We start from the raw sequence: 24,830 nt of genomic DNA on the forward strand, positions 1-24,830 counted from the left end.
TATACATAAAGTGAATCGAAAATTTTTTAAAATCTTAGCTTGTAAAATAAAGAAGCATAATGTATAATTGTGTAACATATAGAGAGTAATTTCGAGGGTGAGAAAAAAGACGTTAAGAAAAGTTGGAATTTATAGTAGGTTTATGTTATTGAGAGAATAGCCCTCGGTACAGATTAGAATTGTTTGTTAAAAAATAGACGAACAGTTCTTGGTTTTGTATTCGAGGTATTTTTATTTTAATGAAAGAGGAGAGGAAAATGGGGAAAATATTGATTGTTGAAGATGAGGTAAACACACGGGATGCTATAGTTAAAATTGTTAAAAGTATTAATGAAGAGCTTGCGATTTATGAGACTGGAGCTGCGGGAGAAGCATTAAGGACAGCCAAGACAGAAAGAATAGATGCTTTTTTTCTGGATATCCACCTAAAAGACTATTCAGGTATTAAATTAGCAAAACAAATACGAGAAATGGATATTTATAAATTTACACCTATTATATTTATTACAGGGGATCATTTTTGTGAGCTTGAAGCATTTAGGAATATTCATTGTCACTCCTTTATTATGAAACCATTTACAGAAGATGTAGTTGTTCAAGTGTTTCAAGAGGTTATTACACATGGAATTATTGAGGAGCAACCAGATCCAAAAATATTTCTTAAGGAAAAACAATTTAATTATGTAATTAAACAAGAAGATATAATCTATGTTGAGGCAATGAATAATAACTTATTAATTAAAACACATTATGAAGAATTAGATATTAAAAAATGTTCGTTAACTAAGTTTTCCAAGCAACTAACAAACCAATTTATACGATGTCATAAAAGCTTTATAGTTAATTGCTCTCAAATAACAAGAATCGATAAAGTAAATAATATACTATATATTAGAAAAAAGAATACCACCATACCCATAGGAAGAAAATATAAAGATATTATATTTAAGTCGTTGAACGATCTGTTTGAGACTTCATAAATTGTCGTTTACATACCTACGAATGTCGTTTACATCAAAAGGGTTGATTTTATTTGCTTTATTTGTATAATGAGATAGAGGTTAGTTGAAGAAACATAAGGAACAGAGATAAGGATGAGAGAGTGGGAAGTTAATGCAGAGTTAAAGAATTATAGATAAAGATGATAAATATTACTCTTAACTATTTCCCTAAATTTATAATTAAATAAAGTTAATACAGTTTATCTGTATGTCAATTAACATCTATATTTGTAGTATTTAATTGGTATTATTAATTGATAATTTTATTATGAAGTATTTAGTGCTTCAAGGTTACTTAAATTCTAATGATATTAAGGGTGAAAACAATGAGATATACATTTGTTAAACAACATGATGCAACAGATTGTGCGGCTGCTTGTCTGGCTATGGTATGCCTTCATTATAAAAAAGAAACAACCATTACCAAATTACGTGATATGATGGGAACCGATTTGAAAGGAACAAATCTAATTGGCTTAAGTAAATGCGCAGATGAATTGGGATTTACATCTCAGGCGGTACGAGTTGATAGGGAAGGTTTCTTAAGTAAATATACGCTTCCTGCAATAGCTAATATTATAACGACGGAAGGATTAAGTCATTTTGTTGTTGTATTTAAAATAACTGAAAAATATGTAATTATAGGTGATCCAGCAAAGGATTTACAGCGCTTGGAAATTGATAAATTCTACAAGGATTTTACAGGAGCATTATTATTGCTTATTCCAAATCAGGAATTTGTATCAGGCAAAGTAAAAGGAGATAAGACCTTTAATCGCTTTTTAAAACTATTATTGCCACAAAAGAAGTTGTTTATTTGTTCCATTTTAGCATCTGCCATATTAACTGCTCTTGGTATTGTGTCTGCACTATTTAATAAAATTCTAATGGATGAAATATTACCTTATAAATTAAAAAATATGTTGGTTCTTGTGTTAATTATATTTTCGGTTATAAGCGTGACGCAGGTGATGGTAGGCTATGTAAGGCAGTGGATGATGATATATTTGTCGCAGAAAATAGATATACCCTTGATGTTAGGGTATTTTGAGCATATTTACAAATTACCCATGAAATTTTTTGCAACAAGGAAAACGGGTGATATTATCACAAGGTTTTCAGATGCCTTTACAATTAAGGACATTTTTACTAATATTGCACTAACACTAATAATGGATATATCAATGGCATTGGTTACTGGTGTAATTCTTTTTAGAATGAATATGCCGCTTTTTGTAATTATACTTTTTATGATGATTATTAGTATCCTTCTGGTCTTTACTTTTAAGCAGCCATACAAGAAAATTAATGAGGAGCAGATGCAGCAAGCTTCTGTTCTAAATTCACAAATAATTGAAAGCCTTAGAGCTGTAGAAACAGTAAAAGGAAATGCAAATGAAGAAACCGAATTAGAAAATATTGAGAGGGAGTATATAAAATCTCTTAGGATTTCCTTCAAAGAAGGTATGTTGTCTAATGTACAAGGTTCAATATCTGGCTTGGTTTCTACAGTAGGGAATCTAGTTTTGATGTATTTTGGAATTATGCAGGTTATTAATGGGGAAAATACTCTTGGAAGTATGATGGCTTTTATGACCTTGTCAGGTTATTTTATGGATCCTATAAGCAGGCTTGTAGGACTGCAATTGCAGATTCAGGAAGCAAATATTTCAATGAAAAGGCTGACGGAGATATTGGATTATGAAAAAGAACAGGCTGGTGAGGGGGGGGGTATATATCAAGAGTTAGATGAAGTCGATGGAGACATAACTATAAAAAATGTGACATTCCGTTATGGAAATAGAAAGCCAGTCATAAATAATATTAGTTTTACTATTCCAAAAGGTAAAAAGGTAGCATTAGTAGGAGCCAGTGGTAGCGGTAAATCAACCATAGCAAAGCTTCTGCTTAAATATTACGAGCCGGAGACTGGGGAAATACTGGTAGATGGGGTAGATATTAAGGAGTATGACAATTATTCTATCAGGAAAGCTATTTCATATGTACCTCAATCGATAGAGCTTTTTTCAAAAAGTATTTATGACAATATAAGAGTCAGTAAAATGAATTCTACATTGGATGAGGTAAAAGAAGCAGCAAAAGCCGCGGATGCTCATAATTTTATTAAAAAGCTTCCGATGCAGTATTATACATATCTTGAAGAAGCAGGGAATGGTTTAAGTGGTGGAGAGAAACAAAGGATAGCCTTGGCTCGAGCTTTCTTGAAAACGAATAATTTTTATGTGCTTGACGAATCGACCAGTAATCTTGATTTTGCAACAGAAAATATCATATTTGATATGATTTACAATAAATTTAGAAAAAAATCCATGCTGATTATAGCCCATAGATTGGCAACGGTAAAGAATTGTGATGAAATAATTGTTATTGATCAGGGTGAGATTGTTGAAAGTGGAACACATGAGGAATTATTAAGAAAAGAAGGCTATTACTACAGACTTTGGGAAATGCAGCAAGGTAATTTTGTGATTAGGGAAGAGGAAAATGAGAAAAAAGAGACATTAGAGCTATTTGACGAGAATGAAATGGGATATGTCTAATATGTATGTAATAAGCTTTTACATAAATTTAAGTACTTGGTCGCGAACTAGTGCTAAAAAAAATTAAAATTAGGAGGAAAAAGTAATGGAATTATGTTGTGATATGGTAATAAGTATGCCCAGTAATTATGTAGAAATTGATAATGATGAAATGGTATATCTTGAGGGAGGACTTAGTATTACGCAAAATAGTGCAGGTTATAAAATAACATTATCTGCAAGAAACTGTGGAGATTTAGCTGCACTTGCTGCTGGTGGATCAATTTCTGTAGCATCAGTAGCAGCTCTATTGGGATTAAGTGGCGTTGGAATTCCATGGGCCATTGCTGGTGTGATATATGCGGGTGTTTTGGGAGTAGGATCTTCATATATGTGGATTTGTTCAAATCACAACGGAGCAACGATGCAAGCATTATTTGCTGGAAATGCTTTTTTAGGCTTTACACCGCCTATTATAAAATGGTAAAAGGCTTGTAAATACTTAATATCTAGACCTACTTGGAAAAGCATTATCACTCCAAGTAGGTTTCTGAATATAATTATAATAAAGCTGTAAAAATATTTTAATTAATTATTTTTATGATAAATAGTAGTATATTATTTTTAATGATATTGAAAGTTAAAGACTAAAAAGCGAATATACTTAAAGAACTGCAGTGAGTGAAATATCGAAATAGTTTTGACAACTTATGCTAGGCTTACTTCATCTATAATATAATTATAGAATGATAAGAGATCGAGGTCGCATTTCTCATAACATGTTGTGCATAAAATTTTCGAAAGGAATGATATATTAATGAATAAGATGATTTTTCTATTCGGCATAATTGTATTAATTTTAAATTCAATTATGCTGCTAATAGTTTCCCAAAAAAGCAAGATATCTTCGTCATTTTTTGATTTTTTAATTATTTTTATTGGGGGTGTAATGCTTATTGCATTAATTGTGTTTATTATAAAAATAATAAATATAAAGTGAAAAAAATTTAAATACTGATATTAATTTAATATGTTGGCAAAACTTGTTTTATAAAGCGAAAAATACTGTTGTTTTATTGGTATTCCAATATTGTGAATGCATAGATTCCAGGTTAGTTCAACAACTTTATTAATTTGATACAAAGTTCGCTTTAGGTGCGTTGACAACACAGCAGTTATACATGAGGCTCGTGATTTTTATAAATCTATTTTATCTTAGCATAGACTGTTTATTTAGGAATAAAGTAATGATTTCAATATAACCGTTGCTAAGTTTAAAAGAAGAAGCTTAGACTTTATAGAACAAGTTATCATTATTAGAAAATTTATGACTTTACTGATATCGAACGACAAAAGTATATTAAGATGAGTTGGAATAAGGTAAGTTTATAATCTTTATCGTTTAACTACGTTGTATCTAAAAATAAAGGTTTATATTTATTATGCTATAGATGTTTTTGAAACTTATCAATAATAGGATGTTTGCACTACTATAATTTGTGAAAGAGGGACATATGAAAAATAACAAAATTCAAATTAGTAATAATAAAACTCTAAAATTAACTAATGTGTTAATAAAAGAGGTGAACATAAAAGAAAGTGAAAGTTTTGAGAAGGAAGTTTTTCTAATGGAAAACTATTTTAAAAACAAAGGTGCTCAACCTAATGGCCCGATTATTCAATATACCACTATAGAAACAAATGACTTACAAGAGCCAAAAATTATATACAAACTACTAAGGCAGTCAAATACATACTTACATAATGTTGAAAAACCGTTTAAAATGGAAGCGCAAATAAAAGTGAAGAATTGCATGTATTCAAGATACGTTGGAGCTGAGAAAAAGCTCAAATTTGCATACGATAAAATTAACTTAACTGCTTTTGAAGAAGATATTCCTTTGAAAGGTGATAGTTATACCATTTTTGTAGCCCAAAATGATGATGAGATTATTGTTGATATATTTATGGAGCGCTCAGATAATGAGTAAACATATAAAAACAATGGAACAACTAAAGGACAGCAGACTTCTTTACGAAAAGAAGCTGCCTGCCTTTGGCTATATTCTTTTGTTAATAATAACACTTTTTCTGGTAGTTGTTGTCGTATGGAGCATAAAAAGTTCGAAAACATATATTATTTCTTCCCCTGGCTCTGTACAAAGTACTAATAAAAATTATGTAATGTCACCATATAGCGGTAAGTTGGTCACAATCAATATGACAGAAGGTGCTAATGTAGAGAAAGGAGACGTGCTTTTTTCAATTAAAAGTACAGATCTTGATTTGCAAGGTGAGCAATTAGAAGGACAAAAAGCAATTTATGAAAAACAGATTGAACAATATGATAAGCTGGTTGAGTCCATAAAAGACGGAGCTAATTATTTTGATGCTTCAAACCCTGATGATAGTTTATATTATAACCAATATGAAGCATATAGCAGCCAGATAGCACAAAATGAATTAGATACAAGTACATTTAAGGCTTATGGTTATACGGACGAGCAAATTGTAGTGGAAATGCAAAAAAACCAGAGCAAATTAACAGAAATCTATTATGCAGCAATAAGATCTGCGGAAGAATCCATATTGCAATGTCAGACGCAAATGGGCCTAATCGATGCACAGCTTTCAGCAGTTGGAAGCGGACAAGCTGAATATGAAGTAACAGCCAATGCAACAGGTAAAATCCACATGATGGCGGAATATAAGGAAGGTATGGTGATTCAGGCAGCTTCTCCGATTGCAAGCATTGCATCGGAGCAGGATGAGTACACCATTCAGGCAAGTGTCAGTGTATCGGATGTTCCGAGAATACATATAGGGGATAAGGTTGATATTGCAGTGGCAGGTTTAGCACAGGCGGTGTATGGAACAATTTCTGGAAAAGTTACAAGAATAGACAGTGATGTAACTAACACGCAAAGTGAAGATGGAAAAAGCTCCAATTCTTTTTTTAAGGTTGAAATTGTGCCTGATTATACATATCTAATAAGCAAAAATGGGGATAAAGTCAACATTTCAAACGGTATGGCAGTAGAAACAAGGATACAGTATGATAAAGTGACATATTTTGAATATGTTTTAGAAGGACTTGGAGTTTTATCTAGATAAGCATATGGGAGGAGCAGATGAAGAAGAAAAGAACAATTGGTTTAAAATATTTGCTGACAGCCATATTGTTGGCCTGTCAGTGTGCTAATGTCATGGGAGGAATTTACTTAAATGCTTGCTATGCATCAGAAATTCCAGAAGAAAATGTAGAAGATGAAGAAGATGAAGGCTCTGCGAATATAGATGTTACCGATATTGATCTTGGTGATTATCAAAAAGTGATGAAGGTAGGAGGTAATCAATTGCTTTTTGTAACACCAATCCCTATCAATGCGACAAATCAGACAATTAATTATAGTTCAAGTAACGAAAGTATTGCTACAATCAACGGACTTGGTAGAATTACTGCTGTATCAGAAGGATATACAACTATAAGTGTAGTATGTGGTTCTGTTATAAGAAGTTTTCAATTATCGGTAGAAAAAGAAAAAGTAATTACAGCTTCAGAGATAGATATGGGAGATTATAAAGCTGAGATGACGGAAGGGGATAAACAGAATATTTATGCATCAATTTTTCCTTCAAATGCATCTAATTTGACTATAATTTATTCCTCAAGCAATACAAAAGTTGCCACAATCAATTCCATGGGTAGAATAACAGCATTAAAAACAGGAACTACGATAATCTCGGCAAAATGTAGTGGGGCTTCGACAAGTTTTGAACTAATAGTTAAAGAAAAGATAAAAGCAAAGGAAATCGACTTGGGAGATTTCCAAGAGAAAATGAAGGTAAAAGACAAGCAGATGCTAGGTGCAACGGTGATTCCAACAAATGCCGTAGATCAGACAATTACTTATAGTTCAAGCAATGATTATGTTGCAACAGTAAACTCCCTAGGTAGAATAACAGCCCTATCTGTAGGCACAGCAATTATAACAGTAAAATGTGGAGTAGCAGAAAAAAGTTTTGTACTGACTATAAAAGAGGAAGATATTAAATATGTTACGGATATTGAATTAGGAAATTATGAGAAAGAAATATATATAGATAAGACACAAACCTTGTCCGCAACTGCATTACCAGCAACAGCAGAAAATGGTGCTATAAAATATTCTTCAAGTGATCCGTCTATCGCAACCGTATTATCAAATGGAGAGATCAAAGGTATCTCAAAGGGTAAGGTTATAATTTCTATAAAAGCAGGAGATGTAACAAAAGAAATAGAAATTACAGTGAAAGCATCTACTAAAAAAATTGAACTTAATAGTACTTACTTGGTTTTAAAAAAAGGAGATACTATTAAGTTGAATGCAAAAGCAATGCCGATGGATGCTGAGCAGGAAATTACATATCGAGCAGTAGATGCCTCTATAGCAGATGTAACACCAGAAGGGAAAATAATTGCAGAAGATGTTGGGAATACATTTATTATTGTTTCCAATGGAGATATAAGTAAAGCTGTAACTGTTATTGTAAATAAGGTTGGAACAGTTTCCCGAGAAGCTGATATAGTGGAAATAATTAATGATGATGAAGTTGCATATGCAGATTTAAGTGATAAGGATAAAGAGCTAATTTTAGGAATGAAATATCACGATGAATTGTTGGTTGAAGCTAGGGAATATAAATTAGTTTCAAAAGAAATATTAAAAAAATTATTAGAAACGTCATCAAAGCTTACAATAAAAGGCGAAAACTACTCAATGACGGTTAATGGTAGCGAAATTATTAACTTTGAAAATAAATTGGAAACAAATATTGAGCTTATTAAAAAGGCTAATGGACTAAGCTTTGTATTAAATAACGGGAATAACTTGCCATGTAGTGTTGCAGTTTCTTTTGAAGGTGAAGCAATAGAAGGCAGATTTGTATATTTATATAATGAAAAGAAAGAAAAATATCAATTACTAGAAACAAATAATATTAAAAACATGGTATTGGATGAAGCAGGAGAGTATTTATTAACAATTGAAAAGATATCAAAATTTAAATTGAGTATTGTTTTGCTTATGATTGCAGGGGGAGTAGCCGCGATTATTGGGATTATATTTATTTTAATGAAGAAAAAATATTGGTTTTATTAAAAGTGAACTTGCTATATTAATAGTCATTTGAAAATATGATGGAATTAAATCAAAGACATTGGAAGACATTGGAACAGTTCCATTTCTTTAAGAGAATAAATAGGGGGAGTAAATATGAATATTGATAAAAAAAGCACTCACTAAACGATATTGAATTGAAATTACAAAACGTTTTTTCTTAGTATATTCATTATTATATACCCCTGTATTTGGGTATACAATTAACAAGGAGCTAATTTGTTTTTGGTATCTAGTCGCTCTTGGTGGTGGTATATTATTGTTTATTAAGATTAGATTGATAAAATCAGTAATTAGAATGAAAATTATGTTAAGTGAAATTATTGTAACAGGTTGTCTGACTGTATGGATGTTGGCAGATTCAATCTCTGTACTATTATTATTAGACAGATTGTATTTTTTGCAGTGTTAGTAAGTTTTTTATACATTTATTTCAAATTGTTGTTCGAAGGAAGTCTTGTGGAAGTTAATACTTAAGTTTAAGTAAATCGTTAGTATATTAGAAGAAGGTTAAACTAAAGTACGTTGGTTTGAATCTTCTTTCGTGTTATAGTATCTTGAATTGTAATAAATACGATTAATTAGCCTTGATAGATGAACTAAGTAAGTAGTATAATTTATTAGTTGAAGTTAAGATTAAATATCATAGGGAGTATTTCATGAATAATAAGAAGCGATTAAAAGGATAATTGTATGCCACATATCAGACCAGTTTCAGTTTTAAGAAACAACTTTGCAGATATATCAAGAATAGTACATGAAACAGCAGAACCTGTATTTTTGACTAAGAACGGACATGGTGACATGGTTGTAATGAGTATTGAAGCCTATGAGCGTAAACTTTTTGAAAGCGAAATTTATCTTAAATTGAAAGAAGTAGAAATGGAAGCTAAGTCTACAAACATTCGTTATTCACATGAAGAAGTATTTTCAGATCTACGAAAACGAATAGCTGAAAAGGCTAATAATTATAATGTATAGTTTAAGATATTTATCGTTAGCTCAGAAGGACTTAATGAATATTGTGAATTACATCTCTGATACGCTAAAGAATCCAATGGCTGCATTGGATTTGGTAAATGTGTTAGACCATTCGATTTCTAGGCTTACGCAGTTTCCTTTTTCATGCAGAGTTTATCAATTAGATAATTATCTTGAAGTTGAATATAGGCTATTACCAGTAAATTATCTTGTGTTTTATGTTTCTTTGATCCAACGTTCTTTGTAAAAAGTATCGTTATCAAACTTCTCATACAAATCCTACATCAGTAACCAAATCAAACACTCAAACGATGAGCATTACATATACGATTATTTTTTCTTAGGATATACAACTAATGGAATAGAACGTTTTAACATGGGGCATCTTAGGAGGTCCTTTTTACATTTATATCTATTGTACCGTTCATCAATAGATGAAGCAAAGGTAACGGAACCCATTAGCGCTAAAAAACACAAACCATTGACAGGAAATAGGTGCAATAAAATAATTGAAAATAATAGTTGCAAAATGAAATAGTTGTATGATACAATTAATTAAAATTACAGGAGGTAACTATGGATTACAAGGATCAATTAATCGTCGTTACAGGTTCAAGTTCGGGAATAGGTAAGGCCTGCTCGGAGTTGTTGCTAGAAAAAGAAGTTGAGGTTATTGGTTTGGATACAAGTAAAAGTACTATCAACCATAATCAGTATCATCATTTTGTAGTAGACATAAAAGATGAAAAGTCAGTATCTTCTATTATGGAACAAGTAGTAAGTAGTTATGGTCAAATATATGGATTAGCAAATTGTGCAGGTATTTATGGAAACTGTAAACCTTTCTTTGAAATAACTTTAAGTGAGTGGGAGCAAGTTCTTTCAACGAATCTTACAGGTTTGTTTATCATTTCAAAATATGTGGTTCAAAAAATGATACCATACAAGATGGGAAAGATTGTTAATATCAGTTGTGTTCGTTCTAGGATTTTTCGAGAAAATATGGCTGACTATGCAGCAACTAAAGCAGGTGTGGTTGCTCTCACTTCTGCAATGGCTTTAGATTTAAAGAATCATAATATTCAGGTTAACTCGGTGGCACCGGGCTTTACTTATACGGGTATGACTTCGAAGTCATTTGATGATCAGGAGATAAAAAAATTTTCAGAAAGCATTATTCCTGTTGGTAAAATTGCTCAACCTGAGGATATCGCTAAAGTGGTATTGTTTCTGCTTTCAGATATGGCTGATTACATTAATGGAGAAACAATATTTGCAGATGGTGGCTTTAAGATTTCAAAATAGGAGGATGAATAATGAGTGAAGTAAATTCAAAACAGCTTAGAGAAATGATGCGTTTTTTGGAAAGGAGGCTTGGTGGTCTCGATGAGTATCAGAAAACCTGCTGCGAAGTAACCATGGCACAATGTCACGCGGTTGTAGAAATTGGACGAAAGGAATCTATTGCTCTTATCGAACTTGCTGAATTATTAAAGCTTGATAATAGTACGATGAGTAGAACAGTTAATAACCTGGTTAATAAAGATTTAGTAAAGAGGGTAACTAATCAGAAAGATAGAAGATATGTAACCATTTCACTCACAGAGAAGGGACAAAATGTATATGAGTCTATCGAAAAGGATATGGATTCTTACTATGAAAAAGTCTTTAAAGACATTCCTGAAAATAAAAGGATTCAACTGATCGAAAGCTTACAAAATCTGATTGAAGCGCTAGATATTAATAAGAGATGAGGTGTTAAGATGGATAGTACAAGGTATTTTGAAGAAGTTGCAGAACAATGGGACACGATGAGAACAAATTTTTTTACAGAAGTAGTTAGAGAAAAGGCTTATGATGTCGCTAAGGTTGAAAAAGGGAAAATTGCTGCAGATATCGGAGCAGGCACGGGTTTTATAACTGAAGGATTATTAGAAAGAGGCTTAAAAGTAATCGCTGTTGACTTATCTGATGAGATGCTTCAAATACTTAAAAGGAAATTTAATCAATATGCTCAAGTGGTTTGCCTTCAAGGTAAATCGGAAAGCTTACCTATCGAAGATCAAAGCGTTGATTATTCCATGGCGAACATGTATCTACACCATGTTGAAGACCCTCTTTCAGCTATTAAAGAAATGAAAAGAATCCTAAAAACTGGGGGGAAGTTGGTTATTACTGATTTAGATACACATGAGTTTGAGTTTCTAAGAACCGAGCACTATGATCGATGGATGGGTTTTAACAGAGAGGATATAAAGCGTTGGTTTATTGAAGCAGGTTTGAAAAATATTTCAATAGATTGTGTGGGTGGAGAATGTTGTACAACATCAATTGAAGGGTGTGAAGAGGCTAAAATAAGTATTTTCATTGCATATGGTGAAGCTTAAAGGAAAACAAGCTAATTTTTAGTAATTCTTTACCTAATTATAGCTTTTTTGAGGTCTCCACCCACATTGTAACAGGTAACATGATGTTTGCTGACAATACTTTCACTAAATACTTATTGAAAGCATAAAGAAATCCATATTCTAAACATCCGCCAAGAAAAAATACTTTTATTTCTCACTTTTATCTGATATAATAAAGCTAAATTATGAAATCAAATGTCTTGTATCCTACAGGAACGAGAACAGGAGGATTAACAAATGCTATTTGTAATAGATATTGGTAACACGAACATAACCCTTGGTGTATATGACAAAGATACCCTTTTAGGAAGTTTTAGAATGACCACCAAAACCCCAAGAACATCAGATGAATATGGATTGTTTATTCTTTCTTGGTTAAAGAGTAGGGGCATAGAAGTTGAAATGATTAAAGATACGATTATTTCATCAGTTGTACCTACTATAATGTATTCCTTTAACAATGGTATTAAAAAATACTTGAAAAGTGAACCAATCATTGTTGGTCCCGGAATTAAAACGGGTATCTCAGTTAACACAGAGGCCCCGAAGGATGTTGGAGCTGACAGAATCGTTGATTTGGCAGGTGCATTTTACACCTATGGTGGCCCAGCTCTCGTAATTGATTTTGGTACAGCAACGACATATGATGTTGTAACCGAAAAAGCTACTTTTGAAGTAGGGGTAACCTCACCAGGAATTAAAATAAGTGCTAACGCTTTATTTCAGATGGCAGCTAAATTACCGGAAATCGAAATTAGAAAGCCAGACAGTATTTTAGCCAGAAATACAATTACAAGTATGCAGGCAGGTCTTGTATATGGGTATATTGGGCAGGTTGAATACATTGTAAAGAAAATGAAAGAAGAATTAGCCATGGACATGAAGGTAATCGCAACTGGAGGACTCGCAAGAATTATTGTTGATGAAACAGATGCAATTGATATATATGATCCCGATTTAACCTTTAAGGGATTAAAGGTAATCTACGAAAAAAATCAAAAGAAATAACGATGGCATCTGAATAGAGCCATACTAGCACTGAATTATTATATTCTGCTTTGATCTTAAACGACAGAGACAGCACAAATTGCTTTTTATTCATTTTAAAATGTGCCTTTTTCGTTTGGAGTAAACCAGATGAAGGGGCTTTTTTAGTTTCTGACAATATAGAAGGCTTATAACTATTGTAAAAGAGGAGTATTGGTATTGTGTATTTGCTCGGTGCCATCGATTCTTGATATATATTGAGGTGAAGAAAATGAAGATGTCTTTTATAGGCGCAGGCAAGGTTGGAACATCATTAGGGTTATATTTTAAGAGCAAGGGCTTTGTAATAAATGGCTATTATAGTAAGACCTATGCTTCCGCCTTAAATGCGAGTCAACTGACTGAGAGTACAGCATTTCATAGCTTAGAAGAACTTTCAAGTGAGTCTGATATGATTTGGATAACTACAAACGATGATTCAATAGATGAGATAGGACGACAATTAGCTGCACTAAAGGTACTATCAGAGGGAACAATTGTAGCTCATGTAAGTGGAGCACATTCATCAGAAATATTAGTAGATCTTAAGCAAAAAGGTTGTTTCATCTATTCCATACACCCCTTACAAGCTTTTGCTCAAATTGATACATCACTCAAAGAATTACAGGCTACCGTGTTTTCAATTGAAGGGGATGCAGAAAAACGTTTGGTAGTAGAAGAAATATTTAAAAAGACAAACAATCCTCATTTCATGATTGAAAAAGAAGGCAAAGCTCTGTATCATGCAGGCGCATGTGTATTGTCAAACTATTTAATTACCCTGTTGGATGCTGCTTTCAATTTATTTCAGCAATCAGGGATGGAAAGAGATAAAATATTTGAGGCAACGCTACCACTTATAATGGGAACACTTAAAAATATAGAAACAAAGGATACTGTGAATGCACTCACGGGACCAATTCAAAGAGGCGACGAACAGACGATTAAAAATCATATAAAAGCAATTGGCGATCAGTTACCACAAGAAAAGGAATTTTATCAATTTATGGGGCTGAAAACGATCGAGATGGTTAAAGAACACAAGACAAAAGAACAAGTAGAAACTCTAAAAAGATTATTTGAAGGAGGAATTTAAATGAGTAAAAATTTTACGGTGACATCTTTTTTAGATGCAAAAGGAAAAAAAGAAAAAATAACGATGCTTACAGCCTATGATTACTCAATGGCAAAGATATTAGATGAAGCAGGAATAGAATCAATATTGGTTGGGGATTCACTTGGGATGGTTGTTCAAGGTTATAATTCAACACTTGAGGTTACTGTTGACGATATGATTTACCATTGTCGTGCGGTTGCAAGAGGTGTTAAGAATGCAATGATTATTGGTGATATGCCATTTTTATCCTATCATATTTCTGTGGAGGAATCTATTAGAAACGCAGGAAGAATTATTCAACAAGGCAAAGCCCATGCAGTGAAGCTAGAGGGAGGCGTCCAGGTAGTTGATAAGGTAAAGGCAATCATTGCGGCTCAAATTCCAGTAATGGGTCACATAGGTTTAACACCTCAGTCCGTGCATGTTTTTGGAGGGTATAAGGTCCAAGGAAGACATGCTGAGCAAGCACAAAAGCTTATTGAAGATGCCAAGGCATTAGAAGCTGCAGGTGTTTTTGCAATTGTGTTAGAAGCAATACCTGAAAATTTAGCTAAAATCATAACGGAATCGATAAATGTACCAACGATAGGAATTGGAGCAGGAAAATATTGTGATGGTCAAGTACTTGTAACCAATGACTTACTAGGTTTATACTCAGACTTATCACCAAAGTTCGTTAAGCAGTATGCGAATCTATCTGATATAATTAAGGATGCAGTGAAACAATACGCTACCGAAGTGAAAGCAGTTGAATTCCCGGAAGCTAAGCATGCATTTTCTATAGATGAAGCGGTATTGAGTAAGCTTTATTGAAAAGGGGGAAATAATAAATGAGCTTAATTACGAATAACAAAGCCTTGATTAATGCGTTAAAGGAAGCGAAAGATAATAAGCAAACGGTAGGTTTTGTGCCTACTATGGGTTTTTTGCATGAGGGACATCAATCCCTTATTAAAAAAGCTGTAGAAGAAAATGATATTGTTGTGGTAAGCATTTTCGTTAATCCTACCCAGTTTGCGCCTAATGAAGACTTTGATAGCTATCCAAGAGATATAGAACGAGATTACAAAATGGCAAGGGAAGCTGGCGCAGATATTGTATATCATCCAGATATAGAAGATATTTATCCAAATGGTGCAGCAACCTTTGTTGAGGTTGAAGGAGATATTACGAAAAAGTTATGTGGAGCTTCAAGGCCAAGCCATTTTAAAGGTGTAACAACGGTGGTTCATATTTTATTTAATATTGTCATGCCGGATAGAGCCTACTTTGGACAAAAGGATGCACAACAAGTTATAGTTGTTAAAAAAATGGTTAAAGATTTGCATATGAAGGTTGATGTAGTTGTTTGCCCAATTGTTAGAGAACTGGATGGTCTTGCTATGAGTTCTAGAAATGTATACTTAAGTCAAGAAGAGAGAGAGCAAGCATTGGTATTAAATAGAGCATTACATGAAGCACAAAATAAATATAAGCAAGGCGAGGTTGGTGCTGCTAACTTAAAAGCATTTATAATAGAAACGATACAAACCCAGCCACTTGCTAAAATTGATTATGTTGAAATACTTGATGGTGATTCACTAGAAGAAATGAAAGAAATTAAGAAACCGGTACTTGTTGCAGTAGCAGTAAAATTTGGAAAAACCAGATTAATTGATAATATATTTATAGACTAGGCATCTTCAAAAACAAGAATGATTTAACCGAATGTGGAGGTTTCGTAACATTGACAGATTTGTGGGCACATATAGAGCTTATTTACTAGAAAAAATCTACTATTACAACAGTTATTTTGCCAATGGAAAGAGGTGAATATTATGTTTTTAACAATGTTTAAAGCTAAGCTTCATAGAGCTACTGTGACAGACGCTAATATCGATTACGTAGGAAGTATTACAATTGATAAAGAGCTCATGGAGAAATCCGGTATTATATGTGGTGAGAAGGTTCAAGTTGTAAATATAAACAATGGAGAGCGGTTTGAAACCTATACCATAGAAGGTGATTATGGAAGTGGTGTCATTTGTTTAAATGGAGCTGCAGCAAGGTTAGCGCAACCTAGAGATAAGGTGATTATCATAGCCTATGCGATGATGACTCAAGAGGAAGCAAAAACCTTTGAACCAAATGTATTAATTCTAAATGATAACAATAAAATTATAGACATAAAGCATGAAGAAATTCATGGCAGAATGGAGTAATAGGAGAGGAAACAAATGATTAATATTGTGATTACAGCAGGCGGTACAGTAGAAGATATTGATGAGGTAAGGAAAATTACCAATACCAGCACAGGGTTATTAGGTACATTTCTTTGTGATGAAGCAATTATGTATATGGAACAAAATGAAATCATCGATTATAGAATCCATTACGTTGCATCTGCAACAGCAATGAAACCAGAAATAGAAGATGAAGCCTTGAATCATGTTGAGCTGTATGAGGTTACCAATACGGAAAGTGTTTTGAAGACTATAAGAGAGATATTTTCTAAACAAAAAATCGATTTCTTTGTCCACTGCATGGCAATCTCGGATTTTACAATAGATCATATCATACCGATTGATTTGCTTGCAGAAGAAATTAGGCAAAAGCTTCAAGATGCTTCCAAAGAAGATTGGGTGCAGCTTATAACAGATATTATAAAAAATCCTAAAGGAACAATTAGTCAGGAAAAGAAGGTTTCTTCAGGTGATGATTTGATTTTAACGCTAAAGAAAACTCCTAAAATCATATCTACTTTAAAAGAATATAATAAAGATCTTTTTTTAGTAGGATTTAAGCTGTTAAAAAATGTATCTGAAGATGAACTTATAACAGCAGCCAATAAATTAGAAGAGAAAAATGGTTGTGACTTAGTACTAGCAAATGATTTGCAGAGCATTCAAGAAGGAAATCATACTGGACTACTTATAAAAAACAGTGAAGTAATTGGTAGATTTGAAGGGAAGAAAAACATTGCAAAAGCAATTGTATACCAAATGCTTAAAGGAGTGTAGTGAAATGAAAAAAAATATTGTTGTTGGTGTTACAGGCGGCATTGCCTGTTATAAAGCAGTTGAAATTGTGAATGCTCTTGTGAAAAAGGGCTACGAGGTACATGTTATTATGACAGAAAATGCTACAAGGTTCGTTACGCCCTTAACCTTTCAGACTCTTTCAAATCATAAGGTTGCCGTTAATATGTTTGATGAAGTTGATAAGTGGGATACTGAGCATATTTCTTTAGCGCAGGAAGCTGAGATATTTTTAATTGCCCCTGCAACCGCAAACGTCATTGGTAAAATTGCCAATGGAATTGCAGATGATATGTTGACAACTACAGTTATGGCAACAAGAGCACCAGTTTTGATTGCTCCAGCCATGAATACTGCAATGTGGGAAAATCCAATCATTCAAAATAATGTTAAGGTATTAAAAAGCTATGGATATGAAATACTAGATACTGATGTAGGAAGATTAGCCTGTGGCGATATAGGAAGTGGTAAATTATTAAGTTGGGAAAAGATTGTTGAAAGAATAGAAGAAATTTCAGCAGCTATTAGGTGATCAAATGAATATTGGAAAACTAGAATTAGGCAACAAGGTGCTTTTGGCTCCAATGGCGGGAGTGACAGATATGCCCTTTAGACTTTTATGTAAAGAACAAGGTTGTGGCTTGGTATATACGGAAATGGTAAGTGCGAAAGCAATTATGTATCGTAATCCCAAATGTGATTTATTGTTACAAACGCACAAAGCGGAAGGTCCAGTAGGAGTTCAATTGTTTGGTAGTGATCCCAAAATACTTGCAGAGATGGCGCAAAAAATTGATAGTGATGCTGTTTCTGTTTTTGATGTAAATATGGGATGTCCTGTGCCAAAGGTAGTAAACAACGGTGAGGGATCAGCTCTAATGAGAAACCCTAAGCTTATTGGAGAAATTGTAAAGGCAATTTCTGATAGGGTAGAAAAGCCAGTTACAGTTAAAATTAGAAAGGGCTTTGATGAAAGCTCAATCAATGCAGTAGAAGTGGCAAAAATAGCAGAAGCAAATGGTGCTAATGCAATCACCATCCATGGTAGAACGAGAGAGCAATACTACTCAGGGAAAGCGGATTGGGATATTATTAGACAGGTAAAAGCTGCAGTAGCTATTCCTGTAATAGGTAATGGAGATATATTTAGCCCTATAGATGCAAAAAGGATGTTAGAAGTAACAGGCTGTGATGGTGTTATGGTAGCAAGAGGTGCACAAGGAAACCCTTGGATTTTTAAAGAAATTCTTCATTATCTAGAAACATCAGAGCTACTAGAAAGACCTTCGATCTCAGAAATAGTAGATACTATTATGAGACATACTAAGTTATTAATTGATTTAAAAGGTGAGTATATTGGTGTTAGGGAAATGAGAAAACATATTTCTTGGTATACGAAGGGCATGAAAAATTCCTCAAAGATTAGACAGGAAATCAATCACGTCGAAAGTTTTATAAGCTTGAAGAATTATATTGAACTACTATGTGTATAATACAACCTTAGTTGGCAATAGATTATAATAAAAGTCAAATAAGGTGTAATATGGGAAAAAGGTATGCTTATGTTGATTGCTTTGAAGAAATCAAACAAATACCCTTTGGGAATCCACTCATAAAGTTTTGTGGAGATAAAACAATTAGAAAACATTCGATAAAGAAATTTCCAAATACAATAGAAGACATATCATATGGAAGTGTGCCAGGTTTTTACATAAGAATTCCTGTCATAAAGCCGACTAAGCAGGAAGATGAAGATTACATAACCAGTATTATACAAGCATTTAATCAACATCTTATAAATTATGATATTGATATATTGATTTTAGATGACGCACTAAAAAGATATAGGCGTCAGTTTAATATGTCTATTTCCGATGGAGGTATCTTAGGAGTACTGTATATTAATGAAGTAATAGAAGAAGCAAAAAAACGTATCCATAAACCTTATAAGGATATTCGGTATGTTATAGTAGATGGTGCATCTACGGATACGGAATATGTATTAGATCACGCTGCTTATGATATGAATACATTAACCCTTGTTACAGAAACACCATCCCGTTATGAAAGCAAGCTTGCAGATATCTATGATGAATGTGGTTTGGCGGTACAGGTGAAAGGTAAGGGGCTTCGCCAACAGATTGATGGAGATATCATCATCCACTGCAACAAGGATAATGACAAACTTTATTATTGCTATCAGGACAATGGAATATTAATAGATTTCGTTTCGAGTGAAGAAGTATTGCTGCAGACGAAAATCAAGAGAAAGGATTTGGCGATCATTCATAAATTTGAGCCAAATTATTTAGAACAGAAATGGAACGCAGATATATTACTAGGAATTATATTAAATAGCGACCGAGTGTTGAAGAATATGTACGTACATGGTTATAGATATAATGTTAAGGATAGAATTGATAAGGCACTTAATAAATACCCTATAAAATTCGAGTTAAAGCTCTTCTAACTTATGGCCTAGAGGATGAATTCTCTTGACAATAAAAATAGTTTAAGTTATAATAGCAAGAATAATTATGCATTTATGTGCTGTATAATATGGGGTTAATGTTATAATAGAATAGTAAATAGGAAGGTGCAGGAGAATGGCAGAGAAAAGAATTATACTCACGTATAGTGGTTTAAAAGAACTAGAAGAAGAATTACAAAATCTTAAGGTTATTAAACGAAAAGAAATAGCTGAAATCATTAAGGAAGCAAGAGCACAAGGTGATTTATCTGAAAATGCTGAATATGATGCAGCGAAGGATGAACAAGGAGAAATTGAAGCAAGAATTGCTCATCTTGAAAAAATGCTGAAAAATGTCGAAGTAATAGATGAAGATGAAGTTGATTTGAGCACGATTAATATAGGGTGCAAAGTTAGACTTTATGATTATGATATGGATGAGGAAGTGGATTTTGCTATTGTTGGTTCTGCTGAATCCGCGCCACTTTTAGGTAAAATTTCAAATGAATCACCAGTGGGTGAAGCTTTACTTGGACTCGCGGTAGGTCAAGAGACTTCTGTAGATACACCAGCAGGGTCAATAAAGTTTAAGGTTTTAGAAATACACAGATAAGTAGAAACGAAGGAGTGTTTGAAGGTGTCAGAAGAAAATAACAATCAAGTTGAAGAACTGGATTTAAATGAATTGCTCAAAATTAGAAGAAATAAGCTTAAAGAACTTCAAGATCAGGGAAAAGACCCTTTTGAAGTGACTAAATTTGATGTTTCCCATCAGGGTAAGGATATTTTCGAACAATTTGAAGCCCTTGAAGGTCAAATAGTGACGGTAGCAGGAAGAATTATGACCAAAAGAATTATGGGAAAAGCTTCTTTTTGCCATATTCAAGATATTAGTGGACAAATCCAAGCCTATGTAAAGAAGGATGGAATTGGTGAAGAGGACTATACTATTTTTAAGCACTATGACCTTGGAGATATCATTGGAATTAAAGGTGAGGTATTTAGAACTCAAAAGGGTGAAATATCAATCAAGGCAGAAAAGATTACTCTTTTATCAAAAAGCCTACAAATATTACCAGAAAAATTCCATGGCTTAAAGGATACTGATGTTAGATATCGTCAAAGATATTTAGATCTTATTGTGAATCCAGAAGTAAAAAACACTTTCATAAAACGTTCACAGATTATAAAGGAAATTAGAAGCTTCTTAGATGATAGAGATTTTTTAGAGGTTGAGACTCCTATGTTAATTGATATACCTGGTGGTGCAGCCGCAAGACCATTTGTAACTCATCATAATGCACTTGATATGAAGGTGCATATGCGTATATCTCTTGAACTTTACTTAAAAAGATTAATAGTTGGTGGCTTTGATCGTGTATATGAAATCGGAAGAGTTTTTAGAAATGAAGGCCTTTCTGTTAGACATAATCCTGAATTTACACTTCTTGAGTTATATCAAGCGTACACAGATTATTATGGCATGATGGATTTAACTGAAGATTTGTTCAGATACTTAGCTACAAAAGTATTGGGTAAGACAACAGCTACTTATGATGAAGTTGAAATTGACCTTGGTAAACCATTTGAACGATTAACGATGGTTGAGGCAGTTAAGAAATTTACAGGTATTGATTTTAATGAAGTCAAGGATGATGAAGAGGCTAAAAAAATTGCTAAAGAAAAAAATATTGAAGTCAAAGCTCATTTAAAAAAAGGCGATGTTATCAATCTTTTCTTTGAAGCTTTTGTAGAACATCATTTAGTCCAACCAACCTTTATTATGGATCATCCAGTAGAGATTTCTCCACTCGCAAAGAGAAAACCAGATCAACCTGAATACACAGAAAGATTTGAATTGTTCATTACTAAGCGAGAATTTGCAAATGCATTTTCAGAGCTTAACGATCCAATAGATCAAAGAGGTCGCTTTGAGCACCAAGAATCTTTAAGAGCTGCGGGAGATGAAGAAGCTAATATGATAGACGAAGACTTCTTGACAGCCCTTGAATATGGCATGCCACCAACAGGTGGACTTGGAATTGGTATTGATCGTTTGATTATGCTACTTACAGATTCATATTCTATTAGAGACGTACTATTATTCCCTACAATGAAAAGTAAATAAATAATAAAATAAGCCATTGCATTTTTTATGCAAGGCTTTTTTTATTTGCGGGGAAAGTTCTGCATATGCAATTGGAAAAAAGCGGTAGGTGAAATGTAATGGATGGATTTACAAGTTTTACAAAAAATTTTGGAAAATTTTCACAGGAGGCTTCCTGCTGAATAAACAAGTATTACATAGATTGTCGTATGTTGCTTCACATTGAATGAAAGGTTTCGGTGCACAATAAGGAAAGTAAAATCATTTTATAATAATAACTGTCGAAAAGGATCATTTGATGTGCTATAATAAAAAACATGTAATGGTATGACACATTATATTATTCATACGGGGTGAAAGAAAATGGACAAAGAAACACTAAGAGAAAAATTAGAGAAGATTGAGGAACAAGAAATCACGAATGCTATAAAAAAGAGTAATAAATTAAACAAACGCGCAGTAAAAGGCTGGTTAGTTCTTTTGGGATGTGGGATCACTATTGTTATTATTGGGCTTTTATATAGATTTACTGGTAAGGGTGAAAGTATTCATTTTTCTAATCCAAAAATGTACGGTACAATTGTAGATCTGAATGATTTTATGATAGTAGATAATACGTTAGCAATTAATTATTCACCAAGAATACCTATTAGAGGCATTTTTTTAACTGCAAACACAGCAGGAATTCAAACTTCACTTGATAACCTTATTAAGCTAGCAAATGAAACAGAAATCAATGCGTTTGTTATTGATGTTAAAAATGATGATGGACACATTACTTATGATATGGATATCCCTTTGGTCGACCAAATTGGTTCAGAATATTATGCAATAAAAGATATTGACGTGGTGATGGATAAGTTGTACGATAATAACATATATCCTATTGCTAGAATTGTAGCCTTTAAGGATCCTTATTTATCTAGTCATGTTACGGAGTATGCAATTAAAAATCAAGATGGTAGCCTATTTCAATACAAAAATATTACTTGGATTAGTCCATACAATAAGGATGCTTGGAAGTATATTATTGATGTAGCCAAAGAGGCTGCTAAGTCAGGGTTTAAAGAAATTCAATTTGATTATATCCGTTTTGAAGCAACACATTCTTTAGAAGGTGCAAATTTTGGAGCGACAGCAGATACAACTAAAAGTAGGACTGAGGTTATTGTAGAATTCATTGAATATGCTCAGAAAGAGCTTGAGCCCTATGATGTTGCTATATCGGCAGATGTTTTTGGTACTATAATCATCAGTGCCATAGATGCAAATATGATTGGCCAAAATTATTATGAAATGTCAAAAAGACTTGACGTAATCTGCCCTATGGTATATCCTTCACATTATGGAAGAGGTTATTATGGAGTACCAGCATCTCAACCTCCAGACTTATTTCCATATGAGATAATATATGGATCAATGCAAGACTCTAATAAAGTAATTGATACAATACCTAAAGGTGAAAATAGGCCAATTGTACGTCCTTGGCTACAAGCCTTTACTGCTTCCTACCTTGGTGGGGGCAATTATATGACATATGATGGGGATGCAATTAAAAAACAAATACAAGCTGCCTATGACGCGGGACTTGATGAATGGTTACTATGGAATTCTGGTAATCGATATTATAAAGAAGGACTAATAGGTAAATAAAGTAGGTGATTTCATGTTAGATAACGAAAAAGTTTGTCTTATGACTAAGATTGCAGTATATGAAAAGAGCAAAGGCAAACAGGACATTATGAGAGCACAATATCATCAAAAAGATTATATATCTTTAAATAACTTTAAAATGCAATTAAGTGTGACTTTTGCATTAATCATACTCTTTAGCATAGAGTTTTCAAGCATTGTTATGGACTCTTCGGTTACTGCAACGACTACTTTGCTAATTGGTATAGGAGTTAAGTATTTGTTGATTTGGTTATTATTTATGATTGGATATACCATATTATCTACTATAAATAATAAAAAAGAATATCTTGAATCAAAACACCGAATCGAGGAGTATGAAACATTACTCAATGATTTAGATAAAATCCAATAGGAACAGTAAGGGAGGATAAAATGACAAAACTGTTTGAAATAAAAGAAATGATCATTAACCTTTACACCAGATTTGAAAGAGCTATAGTTCCTATAGGTAAATTTTTATTGTTCTTTATTGTACTAGTTTTGACAAATGGATTTTTTAACTCAAAGCTGTCAATTAGCGAATTTTTAATGATGGTATTATTAGCAACCATCTCTATTTTTATACCAGCAAGCTGGATCGTAATATTGATTATTGCATTTATTAGTTTTCAGCTAGTAGCAATATCACTTGAGGCAACACTAACCTTAGCAATAGCCATGCTTATTATATATTTATTGTTTATTCGGATTTATCCAAAGATGGCCTACTTCGTTATACTTGTGCCACTTTTATTTGCTCTTAAGATTGGTTATGTTATTCCTATATTTGCAGGATTGTTTTTTGGCCCCAGTGCTATCATTGCAGTTTGCACTGGAGTTTTGGTTTTTAAATTTGCAACGTATATTCCTGGATTGTTGCAGCTTCAGTCAGAATCCTTATACGATATGCCACAAACGATTATGCTTATGTATAAGTATATGGTCAATATAATGATTACAGATACTAGTATATTGTTAACTATCATTGTATTTGCTGCTGTTCTAATAGTTACGTATATTGTAAGCAAATTAGAATATGATTATGTATGGTATATCGCAATTGGGGCGGGCACTACAGTTAATATGCTTGGATTTATAATTGGAATACTTATTTTAAAGTCTGATATATCAATTATTGGAGTTCTTATTGGTAGTATTGTTGCTGGAGCTATTTGTGCTGCTGCTCAGTTTATGAGATTTTCACTTGATTATCCTAGGACTGAAAAGGTACAATTTGAAGATGAAACGTATTATTATTTTGTAAAAGCGGTACCTAAGGTTAAGATTACAAGAAAAGAAAAAGCGATAACAAAAATTAAGTAACAATATA

At 33.0% G+C, this 24,830-nt stretch carries 26 protein-coding genes; all 26 read left to right on the top strand.

Translation table 11 applies throughout. The features are described 5' to 3' along the window. Positions 1–239 precede the first annotated feature (239 nt). The 26 genes from CVU84_07420 to CVU84_07545 all read left to right on the top strand — a co-directional run bounded on the left by CVU84_07420 (position 240) and on the right by CVU84_07545 (position 24,823). Positions 240–980 (top strand): DNA-binding response regulator, encoded by a 741-nt coding sequence (locus CVU84_07420; GenBank protein ID PKM95143.1) that lies wholly within the window; start codon positions 240–242, stop codon positions 978–980. Positions 981–1,327: 347 nt separating this feature from the next. Then, positions 1,328–3,562 carry an ABC transporter permease gene (locus CVU84_07425; GenBank protein ID PKM95144.1) on the top strand — a complete coding sequence of 745 codons (2,235 nt, stop codon included), beginning with the start codon at positions 1,328–1,330 and terminating at the stop codon, positions 3,560–3,562. 85 nt (positions 3,563–3,647) lie between these two features. Then, positions 3,648–4,028 (top strand): hypothetical protein, encoded by a 381-nt coding sequence (locus CVU84_07430; protein PKM95145.1) that lies wholly within the window; start codon positions 3,648–3,650, stop codon positions 4,026–4,028. A gap of 330 nt (positions 4,029–4,358) precedes the next feature. Continuing rightward, a complete protein-coding gene (locus tag CVU84_07435) occupies positions 4,359–4,541 on the top strand; it encodes a hypothetical protein (GenBank protein PKM95146.1) in 183 nt (60 codons plus the stop codon). Between the two features lie 514 nt (positions 4,542–5,055). After that, entirely contained in the window at positions 5,056–5,532 is a 477-nt protein-coding gene (locus CVU84_07440; GenBank protein ID PKM95147.1) for a hypothetical protein, read from the top strand. Beyond that, positions 5,525–6,655, top strand: a complete 1,131-nt coding sequence (locus CVU84_07445; protein ID PKM95148.1) for a hypothetical protein — start codon at positions 5,525–5,527, stop codon at positions 6,653–6,655. The genes CVU84_07440 and CVU84_07445 overlap by 8 nt, the downstream gene beginning before the upstream one ends. A 17-nt stretch (positions 6,656–6,672) precedes the next feature. Continuing rightward, positions 6,673–8,682, top strand: a complete 2,010-nt coding sequence (locus CVU84_07450) for a hypothetical protein (GenBank protein PKM95149.1) — start codon at positions 6,673–6,675, stop codon at positions 8,680–8,682. Between the two features lie 711 nt (positions 8,683–9,393). Next, positions 9,394–9,681 carry a prevent-host-death protein gene (locus CVU84_07455; protein ID PKM95150.1) on the top strand — a complete coding sequence of 96 codons (288 nt, stop codon included), beginning with the start codon at positions 9,394–9,396 and terminating at the stop codon, positions 9,679–9,681. Beyond that, entirely contained in the window at positions 9,674–9,928 is a 255-nt protein-coding gene (locus tag CVU84_07460; protein PKM95151.1) for a type II toxin-antitoxin system RelE/ParE family toxin, read from the top strand. The genes CVU84_07455 and CVU84_07460 overlap by 8 nt, the downstream gene beginning before the upstream one ends. Positions 9,929–10,257: 329 nt before the next feature. Then, positions 10,258–10,986, top strand: coding sequence for a hypothetical protein (locus CVU84_07465; protein PKM95152.1), 729 nt, complete (start codon positions 10,258–10,260; stop codon positions 10,984–10,986). An 11-nt stretch (positions 10,987–10,997) separates the two neighbouring features. After that, a complete protein-coding gene (locus CVU84_07470) occupies positions 10,998–11,435 on the top strand; it encodes a MarR family transcriptional regulator (protein PKM95153.1) in 438 nt (145 codons plus the stop codon). A gap of 9 nt (positions 11,436–11,444) precedes the next feature. Next, positions 11,445–12,068, top strand: a complete 624-nt coding sequence (locus CVU84_07475) for an SAM-dependent methyltransferase (protein ID PKM95154.1) — start codon at positions 11,445–11,447, stop codon at positions 12,066–12,068. A 258-nt stretch (positions 12,069–12,326) separates the two neighbouring features. After that, a complete protein-coding gene (locus CVU84_07480; protein ID PKM95155.1) occupies positions 12,327–13,097 on the top strand; it encodes a pantothenate kinase in 771 nt (256 codons plus the stop codon). A 250-nt stretch (positions 13,098–13,347) separates the two neighbouring features. After that, entirely contained in the window at positions 13,348–14,211 is an 864-nt protein-coding gene (locus CVU84_07485; protein ID PKM95156.1) for a hypothetical protein, read from the top strand. Further along, on the top strand, positions 14,212–15,045 hold the full coding sequence (panB, locus tag CVU84_07490; GenBank protein ID PKM95157.1) for a 3-methyl-2-oxobutanoate hydroxymethyltransferase: 834 nt from the start codon (positions 14,212–14,214) through the stop codon (positions 15,043–15,045). Between the two features lie 17 nt (positions 15,046–15,062). Beyond that, entirely contained in the window at positions 15,063–15,908 is an 846-nt protein-coding gene (locus CVU84_07495) for a pantoate--beta-alanine ligase (GenBank protein ID PKM95158.1), read from the top strand. 141 nt (positions 15,909–16,049) lie between these two features. Further along, positions 16,050–16,433, top strand: coding sequence for an aspartate 1-decarboxylase (locus CVU84_07500; protein PKM95159.1), 384 nt, complete (start codon positions 16,050–16,052; stop codon positions 16,431–16,433). A gap of 15 nt (positions 16,434–16,448) precedes the next feature. Beyond that, positions 16,449–17,231, top strand: coding sequence for a hypothetical protein (locus CVU84_07505; protein PKM95160.1), 783 nt, complete (start codon positions 16,449–16,451; stop codon positions 17,229–17,231). Between the two features lie 4 nt (positions 17,232–17,235). After that, positions 17,236–17,781, top strand: coding sequence for a bifunctional phosphopantothenoylcysteine decarboxylase/phosphopantothenate--cysteine ligase CoaBC (coaBC, locus tag CVU84_07510; GenBank protein ID PKM95161.1), 546 nt, complete (start codon positions 17,236–17,238; stop codon positions 17,779–17,781). A 4-nt stretch (positions 17,782–17,785) separates the two neighbouring features. Next, positions 17,786–18,742, top strand: a complete 957-nt coding sequence (locus CVU84_07515) for a tRNA dihydrouridine synthase DusB (protein ID PKM95162.1) — start codon at positions 17,786–17,788, stop codon at positions 18,740–18,742. A gap of 50 nt (positions 18,743–18,792) precedes the next feature. Beyond that, positions 18,793–19,719, top strand: coding sequence for a hypothetical protein (locus CVU84_07520; GenBank protein ID PKM95163.1), 927 nt, complete (start codon positions 18,793–18,795; stop codon positions 19,717–19,719). A gap of 136 nt (positions 19,720–19,855) precedes the next feature. After that, positions 19,856–20,332 (top strand): transcription elongation factor GreA, encoded by a 477-nt coding sequence (locus CVU84_07525; GenBank protein ID PKM95164.1) that lies wholly within the window; start codon positions 19,856–19,858, stop codon positions 20,330–20,332. Between the two features lie 24 nt (positions 20,333–20,356). Continuing rightward, on the top strand, positions 20,357–21,847 hold the full coding sequence (lysS, locus tag CVU84_07530; protein ID PKM95165.1) for a lysine--tRNA ligase: 1,491 nt from the start codon (positions 20,357–20,359) through the stop codon (positions 21,845–21,847). Between the two features lie 342 nt (positions 21,848–22,189). Then, positions 22,190–23,479 carry a sugar fermentation stimulation protein gene (locus tag CVU84_07535; GenBank protein PKM95166.1) on the top strand — a complete coding sequence of 430 codons (1,290 nt, stop codon included), beginning with the start codon at positions 22,190–22,192 and terminating at the stop codon, positions 23,477–23,479. A gap of 13 nt (positions 23,480–23,492) precedes the next feature. Further along, positions 23,493–23,873, top strand: coding sequence for a hypothetical protein (locus CVU84_07540; protein PKM95167.1), 381 nt, complete (start codon positions 23,493–23,495; stop codon positions 23,871–23,873). Between the two features lie 20 nt (positions 23,874–23,893). Next, the gene (locus CVU84_07545) at positions 23,894–24,823 is read left to right on the top strand and encodes a hypothetical protein (protein PKM95168.1); all 930 of its coding nucleotides are present in this window, start codon (positions 23,894–23,896) and stop codon (positions 24,821–24,823) included. The last annotated feature ends 7 nt before the right edge of the window (positions 24,824–24,830 follow it).

The sequence above is a fragment of the Firmicutes bacterium HGW-Firmicutes-1 genome, assembly GCA_002841625.1.
Lineage (GTDB): Bacteria > Bacillota > Clostridia > Lachnospirales > Vallitaleaceae > HGW-1.